Annotated in this window: 24 protein-coding genes; 13 read left to right on the top strand and 11 right to left on the bottom strand. The window is 65.4% G+C overall.

Annotation, left to right across the window (positions count from 1 at the left end):
• Positions 1-5: 5 nt before the first annotated feature.
• The 5 genes from lspA to arfB all read left to right on the top strand — a co-directional run bounded on the left by lspA (position 6) and on the right by arfB (position 4,833).
• Positions 6-500: a signal peptidase II gene (gene lspA / locus VGR99_RS07075; protein ID WP_326897606.1), complete on the top strand. Its 495-nt coding sequence runs from the start codon at positions 6-8 to the stop codon at positions 498-500.
• Positions 501-612: 112 nt separating this feature from the next.
• A complete protein-coding gene (locus tag VGR99_RS07070; RefSeq protein WP_326897605.1) occupies positions 613-1,338 on the top strand; it encodes a hypothetical protein in 726 nt (241 codons plus the stop codon).
• Between the two features lie 204 nt (positions 1,339-1,542).
• The gene (locus VGR99_RS07065; RefSeq protein WP_326897604.1) at positions 1,543-2,934 is read left to right on the top strand and encodes a pitrilysin family protein; all 1,392 of its coding nucleotides are present in this window, start codon (positions 1,543-1,545) and stop codon (positions 2,932-2,934) included.
• Positions 2,931-4,298, top strand: coding sequence for a pitrilysin family protein (locus VGR99_RS07060; RefSeq protein WP_326897603.1), 1,368 nt, complete (start codon positions 2,931-2,933; stop codon positions 4,296-4,298). The genes VGR99_RS07065 and VGR99_RS07060 overlap by 4 nt, the downstream gene beginning before the upstream one ends.
• A gap of 118 nt (positions 4,299-4,416) precedes the next feature.
• Complete coding sequence (arfB, locus tag VGR99_RS07055) at positions 4,417-4,833, top strand: alternative ribosome rescue aminoacyl-tRNA hydrolase ArfB (RefSeq protein WP_326897602.1); 417 nt, start codon at positions 4,417-4,419, stop codon at positions 4,831-4,833.
• Positions 4,834-4,894: 61 nt separating this feature from the next.
• Here arfB and VGR99_RS07050 read toward each other — a convergent pair whose 3' ends face one another.
• On the bottom strand, positions 4,895-5,311 hold the full coding sequence (locus tag VGR99_RS07050; protein ID WP_326897601.1) for a hypothetical protein: 417 nt from the start codon (positions 5,309-5,311) through the stop codon (positions 4,895-4,897).
• Positions 5,312-5,501: 190 nt separating this feature from the next.
• On the opposite strand from VGR99_RS07050, the gene VGR99_RS07045 reads away from it, so the two are divergent.
• The 4 genes from VGR99_RS07045 to VGR99_RS07030 are packed head-to-tail and all read left to right on the top strand — an operon-like array spanning position 5,502 to position 8,473.
• Positions 5,502-5,888, top strand: a complete 387-nt coding sequence (locus VGR99_RS07045) for a c-type cytochrome (protein ID WP_326897600.1) — start codon at positions 5,502-5,504, stop codon at positions 5,886-5,888.
• The gene (locus VGR99_RS07040) at positions 5,889-6,284 is read left to right on the top strand and encodes a VOC family protein (RefSeq protein WP_326897599.1); all 396 of its coding nucleotides are present in this window, start codon (positions 5,889-5,891) and stop codon (positions 6,282-6,284) included.
• A gap of 44 nt (positions 6,285-6,328) precedes the next feature.
• Positions 6,329-6,877 (top strand): gluconate 2-dehydrogenase subunit 3 family protein, encoded by a 549-nt coding sequence (locus tag VGR99_RS07035; protein ID WP_326897598.1) that lies wholly within the window; start codon positions 6,329-6,331, stop codon positions 6,875-6,877.
• 27 nt (positions 6,878-6,904) lie between these two features.
• A complete protein-coding gene (locus VGR99_RS07030) occupies positions 6,905-8,473 on the top strand; it encodes a GMC family oxidoreductase (RefSeq protein ID WP_326897597.1) in 1,569 nt (522 codons plus the stop codon).
• A 273-nt stretch (positions 8,474-8,746) separates the two neighbouring features.
• Here the strand turns inward: VGR99_RS07030 and VGR99_RS07025 are convergent, their stop codons facing one another.
• Entirely contained in the window at positions 8,747-9,064 is a 318-nt protein-coding gene (locus VGR99_RS07025) for a ribbon-helix-helix domain-containing protein (protein WP_326897596.1), read from the bottom strand.
• 230 nt (positions 9,065-9,294) lie between these two features.
• On the opposite strand from VGR99_RS07025, the gene mutL reads away from it, so the two are divergent.
• Entirely contained in the window at positions 9,295-11,109 is a 1,815-nt protein-coding gene (gene mutL, locus VGR99_RS07020; protein ID WP_326897595.1) for a DNA mismatch repair endonuclease MutL, read from the top strand.
• 87 nt (positions 11,110-11,196) lie between these two features.
• Here mutL and rsmD read toward each other — a convergent pair whose 3' ends face one another.
• On the bottom strand, positions 11,197-11,757 hold the full coding sequence (rsmD, locus tag VGR99_RS07015) for a 16S rRNA (guanine(966)-N(2))-methyltransferase RsmD (protein WP_326897594.1): 561 nt from the start codon (positions 11,755-11,757) through the stop codon (positions 11,197-11,199).
• Position 11,758: 1 nt separating this feature from the next.
• Positions 11,759-13,789: a pseudouridine synthase gene (locus tag VGR99_RS07010; protein WP_326897593.1), complete on the bottom strand. Its 2,031-nt coding sequence runs from the start codon at positions 13,787-13,789 to the stop codon at positions 11,759-11,761.
• Positions 13,790-13,910: 121 nt separating this feature from the next.
• On the opposite strand from VGR99_RS07010, the gene VGR99_RS07005 reads away from it, so the two are divergent.
• The gene (locus VGR99_RS07005) at positions 13,911-14,369 is read left to right on the top strand and encodes a nucleoside deaminase (RefSeq protein ID WP_326897592.1); all 459 of its coding nucleotides are present in this window, start codon (positions 13,911-13,913) and stop codon (positions 14,367-14,369) included.
• 148 nt (positions 14,370-14,517) lie between these two features.
• Here the strand turns inward: VGR99_RS07005 and VGR99_RS07000 are convergent, their stop codons facing one another.
• Both VGR99_RS07000 and purD read right to left on the bottom strand, forming a co-directional pair.
• Entirely contained in the window at positions 14,518-15,423 is a 906-nt protein-coding gene (locus VGR99_RS07000; protein ID WP_326897591.1) for an alpha/beta hydrolase, read from the bottom strand.
• 155 nt (positions 15,424-15,578) lie between these two features.
• On the bottom strand, positions 15,579-16,862 hold the full coding sequence (gene purD, locus VGR99_RS06995) for a phosphoribosylamine--glycine ligase (RefSeq protein ID WP_326897590.1): 1,284 nt from the start codon (positions 16,860-16,862) through the stop codon (positions 15,579-15,581).
• Positions 16,863-17,279: 417 nt separating this feature from the next.
• Here purD and VGR99_RS06990 point away from each other — a divergent pair, with 417 nt between their 5' ends.
• Positions 17,280-19,256 (top strand): acyltransferase family protein, encoded by a 1,977-nt coding sequence (locus tag VGR99_RS06990; protein ID WP_326897589.1) that lies wholly within the window; start codon positions 17,280-17,282, stop codon positions 19,254-19,256.
• Positions 19,257-19,332: 76 nt separating this feature from the next.
• On the opposite strand, the gene VGR99_RS06985 is transcribed toward VGR99_RS06990, so the two are convergent.
• From VGR99_RS06985 to VGR99_RS06965, 5 genes are all read right to left on the bottom strand, one after another.
• Positions 19,333-19,770 carry a hypothetical protein gene (locus VGR99_RS06985; protein ID WP_326897588.1) on the bottom strand — a complete coding sequence of 146 codons (438 nt, stop codon included), beginning with the start codon at positions 19,768-19,770 and terminating at the stop codon, positions 19,333-19,335.
• A gap of 244 nt (positions 19,771-20,014) precedes the next feature.
• The gene (locus tag VGR99_RS06980) at positions 20,015-20,314 is read right to left on the bottom strand and encodes a transcriptional regulator (RefSeq protein ID WP_326897587.1); all 300 of its coding nucleotides are present in this window, start codon (positions 20,312-20,314) and stop codon (positions 20,015-20,017) included.
• Between the two features lie 2 nt (positions 20,315-20,316).
• The gene (locus VGR99_RS06975) at positions 20,317-20,868 is read right to left on the bottom strand and encodes a hypothetical protein (protein WP_326897586.1); all 552 of its coding nucleotides are present in this window, start codon (positions 20,866-20,868) and stop codon (positions 20,317-20,319) included.
• The gene (locus VGR99_RS06970; protein WP_326897585.1) at positions 20,865-21,380 is read right to left on the bottom strand and encodes a DUF2306 domain-containing protein; all 516 of its coding nucleotides are present in this window, start codon (positions 21,378-21,380) and stop codon (positions 20,865-20,867) included. The genes VGR99_RS06975 and VGR99_RS06970 overlap by 4 nt, the downstream gene beginning before the upstream one ends.
• 2 nt (positions 21,381-21,382) lie before the next feature.
• Positions 21,383-22,393, bottom strand: a complete 1,011-nt coding sequence (locus VGR99_RS06965; protein ID WP_326897584.1) for an alpha/beta hydrolase — start codon at positions 22,391-22,393, stop codon at positions 21,383-21,385.
• 119 nt (positions 22,394-22,512) lie between these two features.
• On the opposite strand from VGR99_RS06965, the gene xseA reads away from it, so the two are divergent.
• On the top strand, positions 22,513-24,153 hold the full coding sequence (xseA, locus tag VGR99_RS06960) for an exodeoxyribonuclease VII large subunit (RefSeq protein ID WP_326897583.1): 1,641 nt from the start codon (positions 22,513-22,515) through the stop codon (positions 24,151-24,153).
• Positions 24,154-24,205 lie beyond the last annotated feature (52 nt).

The following is a 24,205-nucleotide window of genomic DNA, read 5'->3' as shown; positions in this document are numbered from 1 at the left end:
CGGCCATGACCCCGCTGCGCGCCGGCATCCTTGCGGCCCTGGTCACCCTGGTGGCCGACCAGGCCTCGAAACTCTGGCTGCTGAACGTGTTCGACCTCGCCCGCCGCGGCAAGGTCGAGGTGACGCCGTTCTTCGACCTCTGGCTGGCCTGGAACGTCGGCATCAGCTTCGGCTGGCTCCAGAACGACGGCCAGGCGGCCCAGCTCGCGCTGATGGCGGTCAAGGCCATCGCGGTGGTGGCGCTGGCGGTCTGGATGGTCCGGTCGCACACCCGCCTCGCGACGGTCGCGCTGGGGCTGATCATCGGCGGCGCCATCGGCAACGGCATCGACCGCCTGGTCCATGGCGCGGTGGTCGATTTCGCCCTGTTTCACATCGAAATCGGCGGAACGACCTATAATTGGTACGTTTTCAACCTCGCGGACGTGGCCATCGTTGCTGGGGTGGCGGCCCTATTGTATGATTCCTTCCTGGGGGTACCCGCCGCAAAAGCGCCCTGATCCCGGCCGATACGGGCTGGCAGGCGGAACCTTGCTTTTTTTGCGAGGATTGGCCGCGTGCGAGCGGTCGGCAATGAGCAGCAATCTGCCACAATATGAGACAGGTACAGCAATGCGCAGCTCGAAGACCAGCGGATCGACGGTTCGAGACCCCCAATCGGGTTTCTGGCGGGCGTTGAAATTGTCCGCTGTCGCGCTCGGCATCGGCCTCGTCATGACGGCCGGCCCGGTCCGCGCCGGTGACGGCGACGACGACGAAGATGACGGGATGACCTTCGAAGAGAAGATCATCGACAATCTGATGTCCGGCATCGGCGCCAAGAGCATGGAAAAGCCCGGCATCGAATACCGCGAGCGCTCGCCGCTGGTCGTGCCGCCCAAGCTCGACCTGCCGCCTCCCGCGACCCAGGCCAAGAATGCGCCGAACTGGCCCAAGGACCCCGAGGAGAAGCGCCGCAAGGAAGCCATCGCGGCGCGCAAGAAGGCGACCAAGCAGACCGAGAGCTGGCAGGCGGGCCGGGCGCTGACGCCGGCCGAGATGAAAGTTGGCCAGACGGCTGCGCCTGAGCGGACGAGCAACGATCCGATCCAGCCCGGCACCAACGGCAATCCATCCCTCAGCCCCGCCGAGCTCGGTTTCTCCGGCGGCCTCTGGGGCATGTTGAAGGGCGGCAAGGGCGAGACCAAGCAATTCACGAGCGAGCCGCCGCGCCAGTCGCTGGTCGAGCCGCCGCCGGGCTACCAGACGCCGTCGCCGAGCTATGCTTATGGCGCCGGAGAGGACAAGTCGCGGCGGACCTATTTCGACATCATGTCGGGCAAGGACAAGGAACAATAACGTTCCTGTCCACTGCGACATCCTGACAGAGGCCAATCTGGCGCCGGCGGCCGATGCCCGCCGGTCGCGGCCGATAAATTGCTTATCAGTAACTTGCCTACGCGTTGAGTTCTCTGCTTCGTGACGCGAAGCCTCAGCCGCGCGGTGTAGCATGCCGTGCCCTCCGAGCCGGACATCCGGGCTCGGCCTTTCATAAGGATGACGATGTCCTCTTACCGATCGGCGGCCTGCCTCCTGGCCGCACTGCTTTCGACGAGCGTCCTCTCCGCAGGCGCCGCCCTCGCCCAGACCACGGTGACATCGGCGCCGCCCGCCAGCTTCACGCTTGGCAACGGCATGCAGGTCGTGGTGATCCCGGATCACCGCACGCCCGTCGTCACCGAAATGATCTGGTACAAGGTCGGCTCGGCCGACGAGACACCGGGCAAATCGGGGCTCGCGCACTTCCTCGAGCACCTGATGTTCAAGGGCACCTCGAAGCATCCGGTCGGCGAATTCTCCCAGACAGTGCTCCGCGTCGGCGGCAACGAGAACGCCTCGACCTCGGTCGACTACACCAACTACTACCAGCGCGTGCCGAAAGAGCAGCTGCCGACCATGATGGAATTCGAGGCCGATCGCATGACCGGCCTGATCCTCAAGGACGAGAACGTGCTGCCCGAGCGCGACGTGGTGCTCGAAGAATACAACATGCGCGTCGCCAACAATCCGGACGCGCGGCTCAACGAGCAGATCATGGCCGCGCTCTATCTCAACCATCCCTACGGCCGGCCGGTGATCGGCTGGCACCAGGAGATCGAGAAGCTCGACCGCGAGGACGCGCTCGCCTTCTACCGCCGCTTCTACGCGCCGAACAACGCGATCCTGGTGATCGCCGGCGACGTCGAGGCCGCCGACATACGCCCGCTGGTGGAGCGCAATTTCGGCGCGATCCCGGCCCAGCCCGCGATCCCGGCAGCCCGCATCCGTCCGCAGGAGCCGGAGCCGGCCGCACCGCGCACCGTCACGCTGGCCGACCCGCGCGTCGAGCAGCCGGGCCTGCGCCGCTATTATCTCGTGCCCTCCGCCACGACGGCCGCGGCCGGTGAAAGCGCAGCCCTCGACGTGCTGGCGCAGCTGATGGGCAGCGGCAGCAACTCCTATCTCTACCGCGCCCTCGTCGTCGACAAGCCGCTCGCGGTCTCCGCCAGCGCCAGCTATTCGAGCATCTCGCTCGACCCGACCCAGTTCGCGGTCTCGGCCTCGCCGAAGCCGGGCGTCAGCTTCACCGAGGTCGAGCAGGTGATCGACGGCGTCATCGCCGACATCGCGCAGAACCCGATCCGTGCCGAGGATCTGGAGCGCGTGAAGACCCAGCTCATCGCCGAAGCGATCTACGCCCAGGACAACCAGGCGGTGCTGGCGCGCTGGTATGGCGGCGCGCTGACCACGGGCCTGTCGATCGAGGACATCCGAAGCTGGCCCGACCGCATCCGCGCGGTCACCGCCGAGCAGGTCCGCGCCGTCGCGCAGAAATGGCTCGAAAAGAAGCGCTCGGTGACGGGCTATCTGATCAAGGACACCAGTGCCGCCAAGCGCGAGGAGAAGCGTTCGTGACCTATCCTTTCCTTCGACGCATTGCCTTCTCGCTCGCCACCGGCGCCGCGCTTGCGCTCGCGACGGTCTCGCCGTCGCAGGCCGCGGCAAAGATCCAGCGCCTGGTATCCCCCGGCGGCATCGAGGCCTGGTTCGTGCAGGATGCGACCGTGCCGCTGATCGCCATGGAATATTCCTTTGCCGGCGGCTCGGCGCAGGACCCCAAGGACAAGTCGGGCGTCGCCAATCTCGTCGGCGACCTGCTCGACGAGGGCTCCGGCGACATGGACTCCAAGACCTTCCACGAGCGGCTCGACCGCCGCGCCATCGAGCTGTCCTTCAGTGCCACCCGCGACACCTTCCGCGGCAGCCTGCGCATGCTGCGCGACAACAAGGAGGAGGCCTTCGACCTGCTCCGGAGCGCGCTGACTTCGCCGCATTTCGACACCGCCGACGTTGAGCGCATCCGCTCGCAGGTGATCTCCGGCCTGCGCCGCGAGACCACCAATCCGTCGTCGCTGGCGAGCCGCAAGTTCCTCGAGGTCGCGTTCGGCGATCATCCCTACGGGCGGCAGACCAACGGCAATCTCGACAGCGTACCGACCGTCACGGTCGCCGACATGAAGGACTATGTCGGCCGCGTGCTCGCCAAGGACGGGCTGAAGATCGCGGTGGTCGGTGACGTCGATCCGGACACCCTCGGCAAGCTGCTCGACCACACCTTCGGCAGCCTGCCCGCAAAGGCCAATCTGACGCCGGTGCCTGACATCGAGGCTGCAAAGCCGCCGCAGCGCGCCTTCGTGCCGCTCGACGTGCCGCAGACCGTCATCACCTTCGGCGGTCCGGGCGTGAAGCGGAACGATCCCACCTTCATGGCAGCCTATGTCGTCAACCACATCCTGGGCGGCGGCGGATTGTCCTCCCGGCTCTATCGCGAGGTCCGCGAGAAGCGCGGGCTCGCCTATTCGGTGTTCGAATCCCTGCTCTGGATGGAGCATTCGGCGATCTTCATCGGCAATACCGGCACCCGCGCCGACCGTGCCGGCGACACCATCGACGCCATCGACAAGGAGGTCCGCCGCATCGCCGAGGAGGGCCCGACGCAGAAGGAGCTCGACGAGGCCAAGTCCTACCTCAAGGGCTCGCAGATGCTGGCGCTGGATACATCCTCGAAGCTCGCGCAGGCGCTGCTGCAATACCAGCAGGACAAGCTGCCGATCGACTATATCGAGAAGCGCAACGCCATCGTCGATGCCGTGACCATCGACGACGCCAGGGCCGCCGCGAAGCGCCTCTGGGGCCAGGGTCTCCTGACCGTCGTCGTCGGCCGCGCCCCGCAGGCCGCCGCACAGCCGGCCGCGGCTCCGGCGACGAAGTCGAACTGATCTCTACTGACGTTTGCTGAAATGGCCGGGCTCGCCCCGGCCATTTTCGTTTCCGCCATGCACCATTGCCGAACATGGATGTTCCGCGATATGTCCTGATATCACCAATGGTGCCATCATGCTGCGGATATCCCGCGATCTCGTCATCGACGAGGACGACATCGAGATCGGCTTTGTCCGCGCCTCCGGCCCGGGCGGGCAGAACGTCAACAAGGTCTCGACCTCGGCCCAGTTGCGCTTCGACACGCGCAAGCTGACCATCCCGGAGGACGCAGCGATCCGGCTCGCCCGCATCGCCGGCCAGCGCATGACCAAGGACGGCGTGATCGTGATCCACGCCCAGCGCTTCCGCACCCAGGAGCGTAATCGCCAGGATGCCATCGACCGGCTCGTCGATATCCTGACCGATGCGATGGTCCGGCCGACGCCGCGCCGCGCGACGCGGCCGACCTACGCCTCCAAGCAGCGCCGGCTCGACGGCAAGAAGCGCCGCGGCGACGTCAAGGCCGGGCGCGGCGGCCGCTTCGACGACTAGCGGCGCAGCAAGAACTCCGGCCACGGGGGCGACCGGAGTTCTGTCGTGTCATCTGGTGAGGCTAGTAGCGTTTGCCCGTGGCTGCGCCGCCCGTCGCGGTGTCGTCCGCCGTTCCCTTATGCGCGGCACTGCCCGTGGTCCCGACCGTACCGCGGGTGCCCTTGGTGGACTTCATGCCGGTCTTCTCGCCCGCCGCGCCCGGCTGCGCATTCATCTCCTCATCGCCACTGCCCATCGTGCCGCCTTGCATGGGCTTGCTTTGCACGGTGCCGCCTGGCTTGGCGGTGGGCGGCGCGCCTTGCGCGAGAACGGGCGTCGCAATGAGAGCCGACAGAGCGCATGCGATCATCGAGGTCTTCACCAACTTCATCCATTTCTCCTGGATTTTTTCGCGATGAATGGCACGGCGGCTCGCTGCGCCGCTCGTCTGCACCGGACCATTGCATCGCGTAGACATTTCAAGCGGCGCGACCGTCATGCAATGCGCATGGTGTGGTGAACGTTTAGGGATTTGACGGCGGTTTCGCGGAATTGTGCTCCGCATATAAGGCGGCGCTTCGCATCCGACGAACATCTCCGCGCGCGACGAAATAGCCCGCTACTACCACCGCATCTTTGCCGACGCCTAGTCTTTGCGCAATTTGATGTGGATGGGCGGATTCTTGGCGATGCGCGCGATCGTGCTGGGATTGTGCACCGCGATGGTGCTGGTGGTGCGAGTTGCCGATGCGCAAATGCCTTTGCCGGCCGCAAAGCCGCCGGATGGCACGACCCTGTTCAAGCAGCAATGCGCGGTGTGCCACACGTTGAGCCTGTCGGAACCGATGCGCCAAGGGCCGCCGTTGGTGAAGATCGTCGGCCGCTCCGCCGGCAAGGTCGACGGCTTCAAATATTCGGAGGCGCTGTCGAAGGCGGACTTCGCCTGGGACGAGACCAGGTTAGATGCCTGGCTGACCAATCCGCAAGCCGTCATTCCCGGCGTGACCATGGTCTACCGGCAGGCCAAGCCGGAGACGCGCGCTGCCATCATCGCCTATTTGAAGGAGCAGAACTGAATGGCAAAGCCCGTTCATTCCATGATCCGCGTGCTCGACGAGGCTCGTGCACTCGACTTCTACAAGCGCGCCTTCGGTCTCGAAGTCGCCGACCACCTGAAATTCGCGGACTTTGCCCTGATCTATCTGCGTCATCCCTCCTCACCTTTCGAGGTCGAACTGACGGTGAATTTCGATCGCAAGGAGCCGTACGCGCTCGGCGACGGCTACGGCCATCTCGCCGTGGTGGTCGAGGATCTCGATGCCGAGCACGCCCGCTTCGAGCGCGAGAAGCTCGCCCCTGGGCCGCTGCGTGACTTCAAGCATGACGGAAAAACGTTGGCGCGCTTCTTCTTCGTCAGCGATCCCGACGGCTACAAGATCGAGGTGATCCAGCGGGGCGGACGTTTCGGCTGATCAATCACAAAGATCCAAATCATAAAAATCCAAGGAGGAATGCCATGAGAGAAATCGATCGTCGAAGCAAGCACAGCCGCCGCGTCTTTCTCAAGGGCGCGGCGACCGCCGTGCCGGTCGTCGCCGTCGCGACCAGCGTCGCCGTCAGCGTCGAGGATGCCTGGGCCGAGGATGCCAGCACACTGTCACCGGCGACGATGAAGACGCTGCTGAAGGTCGCGCGCGACATCTATCCGCACGACGTCCTCGGCGACAGTTACTACATCGTCGCGATCAAGCCCTGGGACGGCAAAGCGGCCAAGGACCCGGCCGTCAAGTCGCTGATCAGCGACGGCATCACGCGGCTCGACCAGAACGCGCGCGATCGCCACAAGGTTGGCTACGCCGAAGTGCCATGGGAAGCCGACCGCGTCGTGCTGCTAAAGGAGATAGAGCAGAGCGACTTCTTTCAAAAGGTGCGCGGCGACCTCGTCGTCTCGCTCTACAACCAGAAAGAGGTCTGGCCGCGGTTCGGCTACGAGGGCTCCTCCGCCGAGCACGGCGGCTACATCAACCGCGGCTTCGCCGACATCGACTGGCTGCCGAAGGCCTAAGTCGCACCCAGGTTCAGGAGAACGCATATGGCAAAATTCGATCTGAACGATTCTGGCGTTGTGGTGATCGTCGGCTCCGGTGCCGGCGGCGGAACGCTGGGCAACGAGCTCGCGCAGAAGGGCGTCAAGGTGGTGATCCTTGAAGCCGGCCCCCGCATCGAGAACCAGGACTTCGTCAATGACGAGTGGGAGAGTTTTTCGCAGCTCGCCTGGACCGACGCGCGCACCACGTCGGGCACATGGCGCGTCGCCAAGGATTTTTCGGGCCTGCCCGCCTGGATCGTCAAGGCGGTCGGCGGCTCGACGACACATTGGGCCGGCGCGTCACTGCGCTTCGACGAGCACGAGTTCAAGGTGAAGAGCACCTACGGCAACATTCCCGGCGCGAACCTGCTGGACTGGCCGGTGACGCTTGCGGAGATGGAGCCGTGGTACGCCAAGGCAGAGAACAAGATGGGCGTGACCCGCACCAACGGCATTCCCGGTCTTCCCGGCAACAATAATTTCAAGGTGCTGGAAGCCGGCGCGAAGAAGCTCGGCTACAAGACCGTGCACACCGGCAACATGGCGATCAACAGCCAGCCACGCGACGGACGCGGCTCCTGCCAGCAGATCGGCTTCTGCTTCCAGGGCTGCAAGTCCGGTGCGAAATGGTCGACGCTCTACACCGAGATCCCCAAGGGTGAAGCGACCGGCAATCTCGAAGTCCGGCCCGGCAGCATGGTGGTCAAGGTCGAGCATGATGCCGGCGGCAAGGTGACCGGCGTCGTCTACGCCGACGAGACCGGCGCGATGCAGCGCCAGAAGGCCCGCATCGTCGCGGTCGCCGGCAACTCCATCGAAAGCCCGCGGCTGCTGCTCAACAGCGCCTCGAGCATGTTCCCCGACGGGCTCGGCAATTCATCGGGTCAGGTCGGCCGCAACTACATGCGGCACATGACCGGCAGCGTCTATGCCGTGTTCGAGAAATCGGTGCACATGTATCGCGGCACCACCATGGCCGGCATCATCCGGGATGAGTCGGTCAACAATCCGAAGCGCGGCTTCGTCGGCGGCTACGAAATGGAGACGCTGTCGATCGGCCTGCCCTTCATGGCGGCGTTCCTCAATCCCGGCGCCTGGGGCCGTCCATTCACTGCGGCGCTCGACGGCTATCCGCGCATGGCCGGCATGTGGCTGGTCGGCGAGGACATGCCGCAGGAGACCAACCGCATCACGCTCGACCCGGTCGTGAAGGACAAGCATGGGCAAGCGGTCGCAAGCGTGCATTTCGACGATCATCCCAACGACGTCGCGATGCGGGCCCACGCCTACAAGCAGGGCGCCGCGGTCTACGACGCCGTCGGCGCCACCGTGACCTATCCGACCCCGCCCTATCCGAGCACGCACAATCTCGGCACCAACCGGATGAGCGAGAAGCCGCGGGATGGCGTGGTCAACAAGTTCGGCCAGAGCCACGACGTCAAGAACCTGTTCGTCTCCGACGGCAGCCAGTTCACCAGCGGCGCGGCCTGCAACCCTACGCTGACCATCGTCGCACTCGCGATCCGGCAGGCGGATTACATCGCGGGTGCGATGCAGAAGAAGGAGATTTGAGGCCTGCTCTCTCCCCGTCATTGCGAGCGGAGCGACTTGTCCGCCGAAGCCTTTGGCGAAGGCGGAAGCAATCCAGAAATGTCTCTGCGGAAAGACCCTGGATTGCTTCGTCGCAAGAGCTCCTCGCAATGACGATGTGGAGGCGGTCCCGTAGCCTCCAAGGAGCCTCGTAGCCCGGATGGAGCGAAGCGTAATCCGGGGCCGCTATCGCTTGTGGCCCGAGTCCCGGATTGCGCTGCGCTGCATCCGGGCTACGCACTTTTGTTGGGACGGCTATTCCGCCGCATCGAGAATCGGCGCCAGCGTCGCCTTGAACTCCGGCACAGCCACCATGCTCCTCGAGCGATAGATCAGACACGAGCAGCGCAGCAGCGAGGCGAAATTGTTGACCTCGCCGTGATGGTCGAGCACCTCGGTGTAGAGCGTGGTCAGGAACTTGCCGAGGCTCATGCTCTCCCTGGCCGCCATCTCCTCCAGCGTGTCCCAGAACGCCATCTCGAGCCGGATCGAGGTACAGTGCCCGCCGATCCTTAAAGAGCGGGTCTGGGATTCATAGTCACGTTGGGGCTGGTGCGCGAAGAGATGGCACATGGCGTCCTCCCGTCCTGTTGCCATTTTTTCACGATGCTACACTTCTGTCCGGCCCCCCACAATCAGGACGACGGCTCCATCCGGCCTCTGCGATTTTCTCGAACGTCCAATATCTTCAATGTGATAGGCAGCCCTCTTCCCCAGGCCGCCACGTCGCTGTTGCCCAACACATGCATTTGACGCAACACGGCCTAGAATAGCGCTACCAGCGAATCCAGATCGAAGGCCTCATGCCCGTCCGCCAATTGCCAGAACAGGTCGTCAACCGCATCGCCGCCGGCGAGGTGGTCGAGCGTCCGGCGAGCGTGGTCAAGGAACTCGTCGAGAACGCCATCGATGCCGGCGCGAGCCGGATCGACGTCTTCACCGACGGCGGCGGCCGGCGGCGGATCGGCATCACCGACGACGGCAGCGGCATGACCGCAAAAGACCTCGCGCTTGCGGTCGAACGCCATGCGACGTCAAAACTCGACGACGAGGATCTGCTCCAGATCCGCACCCTCGGGTTCCGCGGCGAGGCGCTGCCCTCGATCGGCTCGGTCGCGCGCCTGTCCATTACCACCCGGCACGCGAGCGAGCCGCACGCCTGGGCGCTCAATGTCGAGGGCGGCGAGAAGTCCGAGATCATGCCGGCGGCGCTGGCCCACGGCACCCGCGTCGAGGTCAACGATCTCTTCTACGCGACGCCGGCGCGACTGAAATTTCTGAAGACCGACCGTACCGAGGCGGAAGCGATCCGCGAGGTGGTGCGCCGCCTCGCCATGGCGCGGCCCGACGTCGCCTTCACGCTCGCCGGCGAGGAGCGCGCACCGGTGACCTGGGCCGCCGCGCTGCCCGGCGCGGCCGGCCGCCTGACCCGGCTCGGCGATATCCTGGGCGCGGAGTTCCGCAGCCATGCTTTCGAGGTCCATGCCGAGCGCGAGGGCGTCGTTGTCTCCGGCTATGCCGCGGCCCCCGCGCTGACCAAGGCCAACGCGCTCGGGCAATATCTCTTCGTCAACGGCCGTCCGGTCCGCGACAAGCTGATCCTCGGCGCGGTGCGCGGCGCCTATGCCGACTATCTGCCGCGCGACCGTCATCCGGTGCTGGCGCTGTTTGTCACGCTCGATCCGCGCGAGGTCGACGCCAACGTGCATCCGGCCAAGACCGAGGTACGCTTCCGCAATGCCGGCCTCGTCCGCGCGCTGATCGTGCACGGATTGAAGGAGGGCCTCGCGCGCGAGGGCCGCCGCACTGCCGCCAACAGCGGCGAGAGCGCATTGTCGTCGTTCCGGCCGGCCTTCACGCCGCCGCGTCCGGCAAGCTGGGACTGGCGGGCCTCGCCGTCGGCTCCGGTCGCGCCGATGCCGTCATTCGAAGGCTCGGCCGCGCCCGCTTTCGCCGAGCGCGCGCAGGCGGCCTTCGACGTCGGCGCGCCCAGCGCGGACATCAGGTTCGAAACGCAGCCGGTCGCCGACCTCGTCGACCGCCCGCTCGGCGCGGCGCGCACGCAGATCCACGAGACCTATATCGTCTCGCAGACCCGTGACGGCCTGATCATCGTCGACCAGCACGCCGCGCATGAGCGCATCGTCTATGAGCGGCTGAAGGCGTCACTCGCCGAGAACGGCGTGCAGCGGCAGATCCTCCTGATCCCGGAGATCGTCGAGATGGACGAGGCGACGGTGGAGCGCCTGCTGGAGCGCAGCGAGGAACTGGCCTCGTTTGGTCTCGCCATCGAATCCTTCGGCCCCGGCGCGGTCGCGGTGCGCGAAACGCCATCGCTGCTCGGCAAGACAAATGCGGGCGGGCTCTTGCGCGATCTCTCCGAGCACATGGCCGAATGGGACGAGGCGCTGCCGCTGGAGCGCCGCCTGATGCATGTCGCCGCCACCATGGCCTGCCACGGCTCGGTGCGCGCCGGCCGCAGGCTGCGGCCGGAGGAGATGAACGCCCTGCTCCGCGAGATGGAGGAGACGCCGAACTCCGGCCAGTGCAATCACGGCCGGCCGACCTATGTCGAGCTGAAGCTGAGCGACGTGGAGAAGCTGTTCGGGCGGAGGTGAGTTCGTAGGGCGGGTTAGCGAAGCGTAACCCGCCGCTTTTGCGTCCGCGGAACGAGCCGATGGCGGATTACGCTTCGCTAATCCGCCCTACGGAGCCGTGCTCTTCAAAAACACGAACTCCGTGTCGTCATAAGCCCGCCGCTCCAGCTCTTCGTATCCTTCCGGCGTCACGAACTGCGCGGCCTTCGCCTCTTCCACCACCAGCAGCGCGCCCGGCGTCAGCCAGCCGCCATCGCGCAAGGACGCCAGCGCCTTTTCCGCAAAGCCCTTGCCGTAGGGCGGATCGAGGAACACCAGCGAGAACGGCTCGACCGGATGCGCGGGGCCGAGGTCGGTCGCATCGCGGCGATAGACCTTTGTGACGCCGCCGAGGCCGAGCGACTCCACATTGTTGCGAAGCAGCGCCCGCGCTTCCGCGCCGTTGTCGACGAACAGCACGAATTTCGCGCCGCGCGACGATGCCTCGATGCCGAGCGCGCCGGTGCCGGCGAAGAGATCGAGCACGCGCTCATCCTCGATCGGATCATCGTAAGCGTGCACGAGGATGTTGAACACGGACTCGCGCAGACGGTCCGCCGTGGGGCGGATGTCGCGCGAGGACGGTGAGGCGAGATTGCGCCCCTTCAACCTGCCGCCGACGACGCGCAAGCTAGTCCTCCCGCGGCGTCAGATCGCGCTTGCCGTGATAGCCGCGCTTGGGACGGCGCGGCGGGCCATAGCCGCTCGCCTCCATCTCGTTGCGCTCGCGCGCCTCCTCGCTGCCGGTACGCTGCACCAGCACGCGGCGGCCCTTGCGGTCGTTGATCACCCCACGCTTGCTGGCGGGCTTCTTTTCGCTCGGCGCGTCGTCGACGCGCGAAGCCTTCGAGGGCACGTCGAACTCGGCGCCCGACTTCTCGATCACCTTGTCGCCGAGCTGTTCGCGCAGCACGCGCGAGCGGATCTCGTCGACCTGGCCTTCGGGAATCTCGCCGAGCTGGAACGGACCGTAGGAGACGCGGATCAGCCGGTTCACCTCGAGCCCGAGATGGGCGCAGACGTTGCGCACCTCGCGGTTCTTGCCCTCGCGGATCGCGAACACCAGCCAGACATTGGCGCCCTGGTCGCGCTCCAGCGACGCCTCGATCGGACCGTATTTGACGCCCTCGATCTCGATGCCGTTCTTGAGCTCGTCGAGTTGCGCCTGGGTGACCTCGCCATGGGCGCGGACGCGGTAGCGGCGCAGCCAGCCGGTGTCGGGCAGTTCGAGCGTGCGCGCAAGGCCGCCGTCATTGGTGAGCAGCAACAGGCCTTCGGTGTTGAAGTCGAGCCGGCCAACCGAGATCAGGCGCGGCAGGCCTTCGGGCAGATTGTCGAACACGGTCGGACGACCCTCGGGGTCGTCATGCGTCGTCATCAGCCCGCGCGGTTTGTGGTAGAGGAACAGCCGCGTGCGCTCGCGCTCCGGCAACGGCTTGCCGTCGACCAGGACGACGTCGTTCTTGGTGATGTCGAGCGCCGGCGAGTTGATGACGCGGCCGTTGACGGTGACGCGGCCCTCCGTGACCATCTCCTCGGCGTCGCGGCGCGAGGCCAGCCCCGCGCGCGCCAGCGCCTTGGCGATGCGCTCGCCGGTCTTCTTCGGCTTCGGAGCCTCGTCGCGGCGCGGCCGGCCCTCGAAATCCCGATCGCGGTCACGATAGGCGCCGCGGCCGCCAAAGGCGGGGCGCTTCTCGAAGATCCTGCTCTCGTCCTCGTTGTCGCGGCGCGGGCGGTCGCCGAAGCGACCTTCGCTGCGCGGATGCTCGTGCCAGTCCGAGCGCCCTTCAGAGCGCTCGCGCGGACGATCGAATTTCGGGCGGTCACGGAACGGACGATCGCCGGACGCACGGTCGTCGCGCGAGCGCGAGAAGCGCGGACGATCCTCACCGCGGCCGCCGTCGCGACGATCGTCGCGCTTTTGCCAGGGCTTGTCCTCGCCGCGATCGCGACCACCAAAATCCTTGCGCGGCCCGCGATCCGGTGCGCCACGCGAAAATTTCCGGTCCTCGAATTTGCGTTCGGGGCGCTCGCCGCGGGGCGCGCGATCACCGCGATCGAAATTCGGGCGGTCTCCGCGCGGCTTGAAGCTGCGTTCGCCACGATCCTCGCGCGGCCCACGGTCACCACCACGCGAAAACTTCCGCTCGCCGTCGAACTTGCGTTCCGGACGATCGCCGCGCGGCGCATAGGGCCGCTTGTCGCCGAACTTCCGCTCGCCGGAGCGGCCGGCCGGACGGGAATCGTCGCGATCCCGGCTGCGCGGCGGACGGTCGTCGCGGCCATAGGAGGGGCGCTCACCGCGCGGCTTGAACGGCCGCTTCTCGCCGTCGCGCGATCCGCGATCGGAGAACGGCCGGTCGCCACGCGGCTTGAAGCTGCGCTCGCCGCGGCTCTCGCCGCCACGCTCGTCGCGCTTGAAGCGGGGACGGTCGGAAAAATCGCGGCGCGGGGCATCGCCCTCCTCGCGGCGGCGGAACGGGCGGCTATCGCGGTCGCCGCGGGGCGGGCGGCTGTCGCGGTCGCCTTTGCCTTCAAAACCGCGCTTGGCGAATTTCTTGTCGGGACCGCGCGGCTTGCCGGAGCGGCCGCCCTTCGATGGTCCCTTGGGGGGGCCTCGCCGGCCGCGGGAATCGTTGTCTTTGTCGCTGTCGCGAGGCATGAATAATCTCACTTAAGGGGGCGGCGCGGGAGCTATGCGCGCGCTCGTTCCGAGCCGCATGCTCAGGCAAAACCGGGTATTCACTCTTGCTGAAGGCGGAGCTACTAGCAGGTTTCTTCGGATGATACGAGGCTTGAAAGCCCCCTCTTTCATGGATTTGGCGCTTCTGACGGCCGAAAATGCCGGAAAGGCGGGCGAAGTTCCGATCGGATGCGTGGTGGTCCGGGATTACGAGGTCATCGCCACCGCCGGTAACCGGACGCTGACGGACCACGACCCCACCGCCCATGCCGAGATCGTCGCCCTGCGCGAGGCCGCCAGGAAGATCGGCAGCGAGCGTTTGGTCGACTGCGACCTCTACGTGACGCTGGAGCCCTGCACCATGTGTGCGGGCGCGATCTCCTTTGCAAGGGTCCGCCGGCTCTATTACGGCGCGGCCGATCCCAAGGGCGGCGCGGTCGAGTCCGGCGTGCGGTTCTTTGCCTCGCCGACCTGCCACCACGCGCCGGATGTCTATTCCGGCGTCGGCGAGAGCGAGGCCGCGCGGCTGCTGCGGGAGTTCTTCCGGGAGCGGCGCTGATTGCTCCACACTCCGCTGTCATGCCCCGGCTTGACCGGGGCATCCAGTACGCCGCGGCCTCTCAGCTCAATCACTGCCGTCTCTGGAATACTGGATCGCCCGGTCAAGCCGGGCGATGACGGTCGAATGTTTGGCGTGCAGCAGGGCGCTAAGGCGCCAGGAAAAACTCACGCAGCGCCTTCGCGGTCACGTCCGGGTTCTCCTCCGTGAGGAAGTGCCCGGAATCCACCGGCATGCCGTCGACATTGGTCGCCCATTGCTTCCACGTATCGAGCGGCGTTGCGGCGGCCTGGGCGATGCCGGCATTGCCCCACAATGCCAGCATCGGCACCGTGATCTTCTTGCCGGCTTCGAAATCGGCCTTGTCGAGATCGTAGTCGAAATAGGCGCCGGCGCGGTAGTCCTCGCACATCGCATGCACGCGGGCGGGATCGCGGAACGGGGCGATGTAGTGCTCGAGCGCGCGCTTATCGATCGCGTCCAGCGTCTTCGACTTGGTCTGGCTCGCCATCTTGAAGCGCAGGAAGAACTCGCCATTGCTCGAGATCAGCGTCTCGGGCAGCGGCGCGGGCTGGGCGAGGAAGGTCCAGTGATAGATCTTCAGCGCATAGGCGCGGTTCATCCGCTCCCAGTAATTATAGGTCGGCAGGATATCGAGCACGGCGAGCTTCGACAGCCGGCCGGGATGGTCGAGCGCGAGGCGATACGACACGCGGCCGCCGCGGTCGTGGCCGGCGAGCGCGAAGTGGACGTGGCCGAGCTGCTCCATCGCCTCGACCATGGCCTTCGCCATCGCGCGCTTGCTGTAGGGGGTGTGCTGCGCATCGCTCTCGGGCATGTCGGACCAGCCATAGCCCGGCAGGTCGGCGATGATCAGCGTGAACTTGTCGGCCAATTGCGGCGCCACGCGGTGCCACATCACGTTGGTCTCGGAGAAGCCGTGCAGCAGCAGCAGCGGCGGCCCGCTGCCGCCGACGCGGGCGAAGATGCGGCCGAGGGAGGTGTTGATCCATTCGGAGGCGAAGCCGGGGTAGAGGTCGGCGAGATCGGACATCTTCTGCATCCTTATCTGGTCAGTCGCGAAGGGCCCTCAACAAAAAAGTCGAAAAACAACCCCATGCACAGTAGCTAAGTTCAAGCCCCGCCTGCACATTTTTGGAGTGCCGACGGGCGCCGCCAGCAATTGCGCGCCGACCGGCAAACACCCTGTCAGCCCCTCGCCTTCTCCGCTTCCACCGCCTGCCAGCCGATGTCGCGGCGACAGAAGCCCTCCGGCCAGTTGATGCGGTCGACGGCCTGGTAGGCGCGCGCCTGCGCCTCCGTCACGGTCTTGCCGAGCGCGCAGACGTTGAGCACGCGGCCGCCATTGGCGAGGATCGCGCCGTCCTTCGCGACCGTTCCGGCATGGAAAATCTCGACGGTATCCACCTTGGCGGCATCATCGAGCCCTTCGATGCGCGTGCCTTTCTGGTAGTCGCCGGGATAGCCCTTCGCCGCCATCACCACGGTGAGCGCGGATTCCGGATGCCAGCGCAGATCGAAATTCTTGAGCTGCCCGTCGCAGGCGGCGAGGAAGGCCGGCACGATGTCCGACATCATGCGCAGCATCAGCACCTGGCACTCGGGATCGCCGAAGCGGACGTTGAACTCGAACAGCTTTGGGCCCTGCGTCGTCAGCATGATGCCGGCGTAGAGGATGCCGCGGAACGGCGTGCCGCGCTGCTTCATGCCGGCGACCGTCGGCAGGATGATCTTGGCCATGATCGCGTCGTGGATCGCCGGCGTCACCAGCGGCGTCGGCGAATAGGCACCCATGCCGCCGGTGTTCGGGCCGACGTCGTGATCGAACACGCGCTTGTGGTCCTGCGCGGAGGCCAGCGGGATCGCGGTCTCGCCGTCGCACAGCGCAAAGAAGCTGATCTCGCGGCCCGGCAGAAACTCCTCGATGACGACTTCGGCGCCGGCCTCGCCAAAGGCGCCCTCGAACATCATGGCGATGGCGTCCTCGGCCTCGCGCACCGTCTTGGCGACGACGACGCCCTTGCCGGCGGCGAGCCCGTCGGCCTTCACGACGATCGGCGCGCCCTGGCTGATGACGTAGTCGCGCGCATCCTCAGGCTTGGTGAAGCGCTTGTAGGCGCCGGTCGGAATGCCGAATTCGGTGCAGAGCGCCTTGGTAAAGCCCTTCGAGCTTTCGAGCTGGGCGGGGATCCTGTTCGGACCGAACGCCTTGATGCCGGCGGCGGTGAGATCATCGACGATGCCGGCGGCCAGCGGCGTCTCCGGGCCGACCACGACGAGTTCGACCGCGTTTGTCTTGCAGAAGTCGATCACGGCGGCATGGTCGGCGACGTCGAGCGCCACGCACTCCGCCTCGCGCGCGATGCCGGCATTGCCGGGCGCGCACCAGAATTTGGTCACCAGGGGGGAAGCTGCGATCTTCCACGCCAGGGCATGTTCGCGGCCGCCGGAACCAAGCAGGAGAATGTGCATCGAAGGCTCGAAATGAGGGGTTTTGCTGGGGGCGGAGGTCGCACGAATCGGAGCGGGCCTCAAGGGGAAACGGCCCAAACTCCCCGTCATTCCGGGCCGCGCGCCTTGGGCGCGAGCCGGCATTCGGCGTGCCATACGCAGACCAGTTGGTGACGCTCCGGAAGCTACCCCGGCTTTCGGCGGAACCACAAACGTTGCGGTGCACAAGTTGTTTCGCACTACGTAGCTGTTTCTCAAACGAGGGCGTCCGCAGGTAACCCAAAGTCCTCCGCGTGCTGACGGATTGCGTTCAGCCGCGGAGCGGCCTCTTTGCGGCCTCATATGTTTCCGAGTATTTCGGAATGTTTCTGACTTTGAGAGAAGCCCTAAGTCCAACGGATCAGTGGCGCCAACTTACTTGTCGGAATTTCTGCCTGCATGACGAAGCTCGCTCCTTGGTCATCTGTCACCGAAAACTACCGCCCGGATATCGATGGGCTCCGGGCCTTTGCCGTACTTTCGGTAGTCCTCTATCACGCTTACCCGAACGCGATCCGAGGCGGCTATGTCGGCGTGGACATCTTCTTCGTCATCTCGGGCTTTCTCATCTCGAAAATACTTTTCACTGAGATCAACGAACACCGTTTCTCGTTCACGGCCTTCTATGGGCGGCGTATCCGGCGCATCTTCCCGGCACTCACTGTTTGCCTGGCTGCGGTGTTGGCTTACGGGTTCGTCTCCCTGATGCCGTCCGAGCTGGCACGCCTGGGTAAGCACGTGTTCTTCGGGGCGGGCTTCTTGTCTAACATCGCGCTGTGGGCTGAAAGCGGCTATTTCGACAGCGCTGCGAGCCTAAAGCCGCTCTTGCATCTATGGTCCTTGGGTATCGAGGAGCAGTTCTATATCCTCTGGCCCGCATTGCTATGGATGGCCTTCCGCATGAAGGCGAAGATGGGGCGCCTGCTCGCCGTGTTGTTGCTGGCGTCCTTCGCGACCAACATCGCGCTGTCCATCACGAACATCGCTGATGCCTTCTACCTACCCGTCTCGCGTTTCTGGGAGCTTTTGGCCGGGGCGTGTCTGGCTTCACGCGGCCAAATTGTCCTCGCCCCCAATGTTCGGTCCGCGATTTCCTTTGCTGGCTTCGTCGCGCTGTTGGCGTCGGTGGCACTGTTCACGCCGGAGACACGCTTTCCGGGCTGGCCCGCTCTGCTGCCGGTGGCAGGGGCCGTAGCGGTAATTTTAGCCGGGCCAAACGCGACGGTGAACCGAACAATCTTGTCCAACCGCGCCCTCGTCTTCGTGGGACTGATAAGCTATCCGCTCTATATCTGGCACTGGCCATTGATTTCTTACGCGTACGTCATTCGCCTGAGTAAACCGCCGACGCCTCTGATGGCCACGGCTCTTTTGGTTGCCAGTTTTCTGCTGGCTTGGGCGACCTATCGCTTCATCGAGTGCCCGGTTCGGTTTGGTACGCATCGCCATCGCAACACCTGGCTTGTCGCCATCGCCGTAGCCGCACTCGGTGCGTGCGGGCTGATCGTCTGGACGCAGGGTGGTTTTCCAGAACGTTTCCCACCGCTTCCCGGTATCGACGTGCGGAAGATTGGCGACGCGAAACTCGATGCCGACTTCAAGCCAACGAAGGGCATGGCCGTATCAAACCACGATTGGACTTTCGTGGCCCATTTGGGACACGGCGAGCGTAAGGTGGCGCTTAGCGGTGACAGCGTGCTGTTTCACTACGGCCCACGGGTGCAGGAACTGGCTGACGAAGGCCAACTGACGGCCAGCACCTACTTCGTGACTGGTCCCCGCTGCCCGCCGGTGCCGGGCGTGATCCAGCAAGATAAGTTTGCCAGTTGCGGCAATTTGCCCGACAAATTGATCGAGTTGGTCCGGCGCGAGAAGGTTCAGTCGGTGGTGCTTGGAGCTTTTTGGTCAGGCTACGGCGCCGAAGGTACGCTGATCGAACGCGAGGGTGAGCGGCTTCCGCTAACCACAAGGGAGGGCGCGGATGCATTCTACGCCAATCTTGCAGACCATGTGCGGTTGCTGCAGGGCGAGGGAGCCAAGGTCTACTTAGTGCTAGGCGTACCTAGTCACCCGCGCTTCAATCCAGGCCAAATGGTAGCGCGAAGGCTGACCGGCTTTCAAATTGCTCCGGCCGCTGAGCAGGCAGTGCCAATCGCGGAGCTACGAGTCCTTCATTCTTTCGCCGACACCAAACTGCGCGCGGTTGGTGAGCACACTGGAGCGACGCTACTCGATCCTTTTCCTGACATTTGCGGCGCCGGCGAAACCTGCTCGCCATTCTTCGGGGCGGGAGAGCCCAAATTCTCCGATGGCTCTCACCTGCGTCCGGTTTTCGTACGGCAGAACATGCGCTTCCTCGATCCCTTGTTGAAGTGAGATGCAGGCGGCGGGTGCTGCTCGCTGTAAGGCGTGCGAGGATCAGAATTACGGTGACTGTCACCGGAGTCCCGGATCAGTCATTCGCGCCGACCTCCGTAAAAAGGAATCCCGTCGGCGTCTTGGTAAAGACGAAGATGAGTTCGCCGCAGAAGACGAAGTAATTGTCATTGTTCTCTTGATCGCGATCGTAGACGGCCTTGCCGCGCTGGATGCACGCGCGATTTTTCGCCGTGAACGAGGTCGGATAGGTCTTGGCGCGAAATTGCGCGGCGTCGCGAATTGCGCTGTCGTTCATGAACGGCAATCGTGTCATGCCGGCGACGGCGGCGGAATCGTTTGCCTTGAGCGCCGCGCGAAACTTCTCGATGAAGCCATCGAATTCCTTCTGCAAGGCAGGAGAAGCGAGTGCTTTCTTCGGCGCCTGGGCGACGGCTGGGGCAAGGTTCACGAGAGCGGTTACGAGCAAAATTCTCAGAAAAAATCTCACGGGTCGGCTCCGTCCATCGACCATTCCTGGTCTTCCGAGCGAAAGAAATCCATGGTGTTCCGTTGCGTCAAGGACTTTCTGGCTCGCCTGCGCAGCGTCAGCCCCAATGGCGACGGTGCGCTGTCACTGTAATCTTTAATCGCAGACTCAAACGGGGCAGGACTCGCCGAGAGAACCCCTCACCCAAGTGGGCCTGTGTTGACCAGCGGAGAGACCCTCTCCCGCAAGGGGAGAGGGCACAGCAATTCGCACCGCCATGACAACGGGGCTACCCCTGCTTCCCCGCGATGATCTCCTGCAGCGTCGCCACATGCCGCGCGAAGGCACCACGGCCGGTTGCGGTGGCCGTCACCGTCGTCTGCGGCTTCTTGCCGACGAAGGCCTTGTCGACCGAGACGTAGCCGGCCTTGGCCAGGGTCTCGATATGCGCGCCGAGATTACCGTCGGTGGCGCCGGTGAGCTTTTTTAGGCGGGCGAATTCCAGCCCGACCTCCGCAGGCAGCGCGTTGAGCGCGGCCATGATCTTCAGGCGCAGCGGCTGGTGGATGATGTCGTCGAGCTCTGCCAAGTCTAGCTCCGCCGCATCCAGAGGCCGCCGAGAGTCAACCCGCCGCCATTGACGGCCGCCATCCACAACAACAGCGACAGGCCCGGAATGTAGAAATAGCCGATCAGCGTCAGCGCGATGATGATCGCGCCGATCACGAGGAAGGCGGTGCCGAACCACACGCCTGCCATCATGTAGAACAGCATGATGTAGATCGGCCAGAACACGGTCTGCTGGCGCGGCGTGAAATGGCCGAAATAGCAGCAGAAGATGCCGAAGGCGGCGATCAGCGCGAACGTCAGGAAATAGCGGCCGTCGAACACGCGAATACGGTCCCTGGAGCGATGATAGGCGCCGATGACGATCAGCCCTACGGCCGACACCGCGTACACCGCGAACCACGAATAGAGCCCGTAGCGCGGCCAGAGCCAGCCCGCGATGTTGCCGACGAACGCCAGCACGCCCCACATAAGCAGGACCAGGCTGGAGACCTGGTAGATCTGCGACTGCCGCACGCGGCGGACGGTGTCCTCGATGTCGTTCAGCGCGTCCGAGGCCTGCTTGCTGTCGATCACGATGGCGCTCCGCTCTGCTCGACCAGCCCGGCGGACGGCGTCGGCGCATCCGATGGCGGCTGATGCTTCCGGATCAGGATGGAGGCGATCGTCATCGTCACGAGTGAGGCGACAAGGGCAATCAATCCAACCTGCTCCCGCGTCGTGACCGGCAATAGCCGCGCCGCGATGTTGGTGAGTCCAGCCGAGACCGGCGCCGCATAGGACCAGGCGATGAAGTAATAGTGCGTCCTTCGCCAGTTCGACGGCCGCGGCGTGCGCAGCAGCGGCACGATCGCCAGCACGATCAGAATGAAGTTCACGATCGCAGCGACGTGGAATGCGTTAAAATGACCGGTGAAGCGGTAGAGCAGCAAGGTCGCGGCGTCCGAGACCAGCATGGCATAGACGTAGAAGTAGCCGCGCGCGCGATGGCCCGCGCCGCGCTTGGGGCGCATGAACTGGATGAATCCGGCAACGAGGCACAGCGCCGCCAGCACCACATGAATCGTGCCCGCGGTTGTCAGATGCATGGTCAGCTCCCCGCTGCGCCGCGCGTCGCCACGTCCTCCGCAATCGCGGAGACCGCCTTCGGATTGGTGACCATGCCCATGTGGTTGATGCCGTCGATCACCTTGACGTCGACTGACGGTTTGATCGCTTGCACGGTCTCGGCATATTTGTCCGAAATCATCATCTCGTCCTCGGCGCCGCCGAAGATCGTCATCGGATGCGTCACGCCCTGCAAATCGAGGCGATAGCCGCGCGTCGCGAAATTGCGCATCAGGCGATCGGAATAGGCCGGAGTCAAAATCCGCTCGGAATTCGGCGGTACTGCAAAGGCGAGCACCGGAAGCTGCGCGCAGCAGTCGATGCCGAGCTTGCGCAGCGCGGCGAGGCCGAGGAGGCGTGGAACGTCGGCATTGGCCCAGCCGCCGGAATGCGGCTTGTTGGTCGGCGCGTCGTAGCCGAGATAGGGCGCGATCAAGACGGTACGGACGAACAGATCCTGCATGATCGGCGTCGCGGCCACGCGCAACGAGAAGCCGGCGCCGGCGGAATGACCGATCAGGGTCAGCGGCAGATCCGGCGCGCTTTTGCGGACATGGGCGACGAAGTCGACGAGATCGTCCTCGAGCTGGCCGACATAGCCGATGTCGCCCCGCGTGCCGGAAGCGCCGTGGCCGCGCATGTCGAGCGCCCAGGTCTCGACGCCGCGCGAAGCGATCGCGTGGGTCAGGGCGTGGTTGACGGTGCCGGAGGAGCCCGAGGAGCCGTGAATGAAGATGGCGCCGCGGTCAGCCGCCGTCCCCTTTGGCGCGTAATGGCGGAAGCCGAGCCAGGTGCCGTCGCGGGCCTGGAAGCGCTCGAGCGGCGGCAGCGTCGACCAGTCGATGCCCTTGGCGGAGTCCGAGACGGAGCGCATCTCCGCAGGCCGCTGCAGCGGCGTCGCGATCAGGGCGGTCAGCAGCAGCGCCACGGCGCCGACTGCGCACAGCCCCCATTTCAGCAAGCCAAGAGCACCTCGCAGCAACTGCATCGCCATGACCGAACTCCGCCGGACTCGCCATCTATAGAGAACTCTATAATGCAGAGTACTCTTCCAATCAATCTCCGGATTGGCGCCGCGCTGCGAAAATCCTTAACGTCGGGTCCGACCCCAAAATGCCGAATCGTTTGCCGATGCCGCCTGCGGAACAACTGAACAACGCGTTCGAATTCACCGTCTCCGAGCTCTCGCAGTCCCTGAAGCGGACCGTGGAGGACACCTATGGCCATGTCCGGGTCCGCGGTGAGATCTCGGGCTTCCGTGGCGCTCACTCCTCCGGCCATTGCTATTTCGCGCTCAAGGACGAGAGCGCCAAGATCGAGGCGGTGATCTGGAAGGGCGTGCACGGCCGCATGCGCTTCAAGCCCCAGGAAGGGCTCGAGGTCATCGCCACGGGAAAGCTCACGACCTATCCGGGCTCCTCGAAGTACCAGATCGTGATCGAGGCGCTGGAGCCGGCCGGCATCGGCGCGCTGATGGCGCTGATGGAGGAGCGCAAGAAGAAGCTCGCCGCCGAGGGCCTGTTCGACGAGGCGCGCAAGCAGCTCTTGCCGTGGCTGCCGGAGGTGATCGGCGTCGTGACCTCGCCGACCGGCGCCGTCATCCGCGACATCCTGCATCGGCTGGAGGATCGCTTCCCCCGCCGCGTGCTGGTGTGGCCGGTGAAGGTGCAGGGCGAAGGCTCGGCCGAGCAGGTCGCGGCCGCGATCCGCGGCTTCAACGCGCTGCCTGAGGGCGGCAAGATTCCGCGGCCCGACGTGCTGATCGTCGCGCGCGGCGGCGGCTCGCTGGAGGATCTCTGGTCCTTCAACGAGGAGATCGTCGTGCGCGCGGCGGCCGAGAGCATGATCCCGCTGATCTCGGCGGTAGGCCACGAGACCGACATCACGCTGATCGACTTCGTCGCCGACAAGCGCGCGCCGACGCCGACGGCCGCCGCCGAGATGGCGGTGCCGGTGCGCAGCGAATTGTTCGTCGAGGTCGCCGATCTCGGACGGCGCACCCACGCCTATTGGCAGCGCGCCCAGGAAAGCCGCCGCAACGAATTGCGCGCCGCCGCGCGCGCGTTGCCGTCGGCCGGCGATCTGCTGGCGATCCCGCGGCAGCGGCTGGATTCGGCGGGCGCCTCCCTGCCCCGCGGCCTCAAGGCCAACACGCATGCGCATTTCCGCCGGTTCACTGCGGCAAGCGCCAAGCTGACGCTGCGCGTGCTGCACGGCCAGATCTCGCAGGCCGATCATCGCCTCACGGTGTGCGGCGAGCGACTCGGCCTGTCCGCGCGCTCGCTGCTGCGGCAGCGGCGCGATCGCTTTGCCGGGCTCGAGGTGCGCTTGCGGGCCTCCAAGCTTTCGAATGCGCAGGTGCAGCGGAACGCCATCGCCCGCCAGCGCGAGCGTACGCATCGGCTGGCCGAGCGCGCCAACCGCGCGCTGCTCACGCTGCTGCAGCGGCTGGAAGCCCGCGTCGAGAACAGCGGCAAGCTGCTGTCGGCGCTGTCCTATCGCAGCGTGCTCGCGCGCGGCTTTGCACTGGTGCGGGATGAAGCGGGACACCCCGTGCACGCGGCCGACAGCATCGGGCCGAATGCGCGGATCGAGATCGAGTTCGCCGACGGCCGCGTGGCTGCGACCGCGGATTCGGACCGCCCGGCCCCGACGACGAAGCGGGCGCCGGCACAGCCGAAGCAGACCGCGCAGGAGACCAAGCCCGCGCCGAAGCGCGCAGGCAAGCCGGTGGATCAGGGCAGCTTGTTCTAGAGTCCTGCTAGCGCACGCTCTATCCCCGTCATTGCGAGGAGCGAAGCGACGA

Origin of the sequence: Bradyrhizobium sp. (genome assembly GCF_035935975.1) — a bacterium.
Taxonomy (GTDB): domain Bacteria; phylum Pseudomonadota; class Alphaproteobacteria; order Rhizobiales; family Xanthobacteraceae; genus Bradyrhizobium.
The sequence above is the reverse complement of the archived record's forward strand: the minus strand, read 5'-3'. Positions and strand labels throughout refer to the sequence as shown.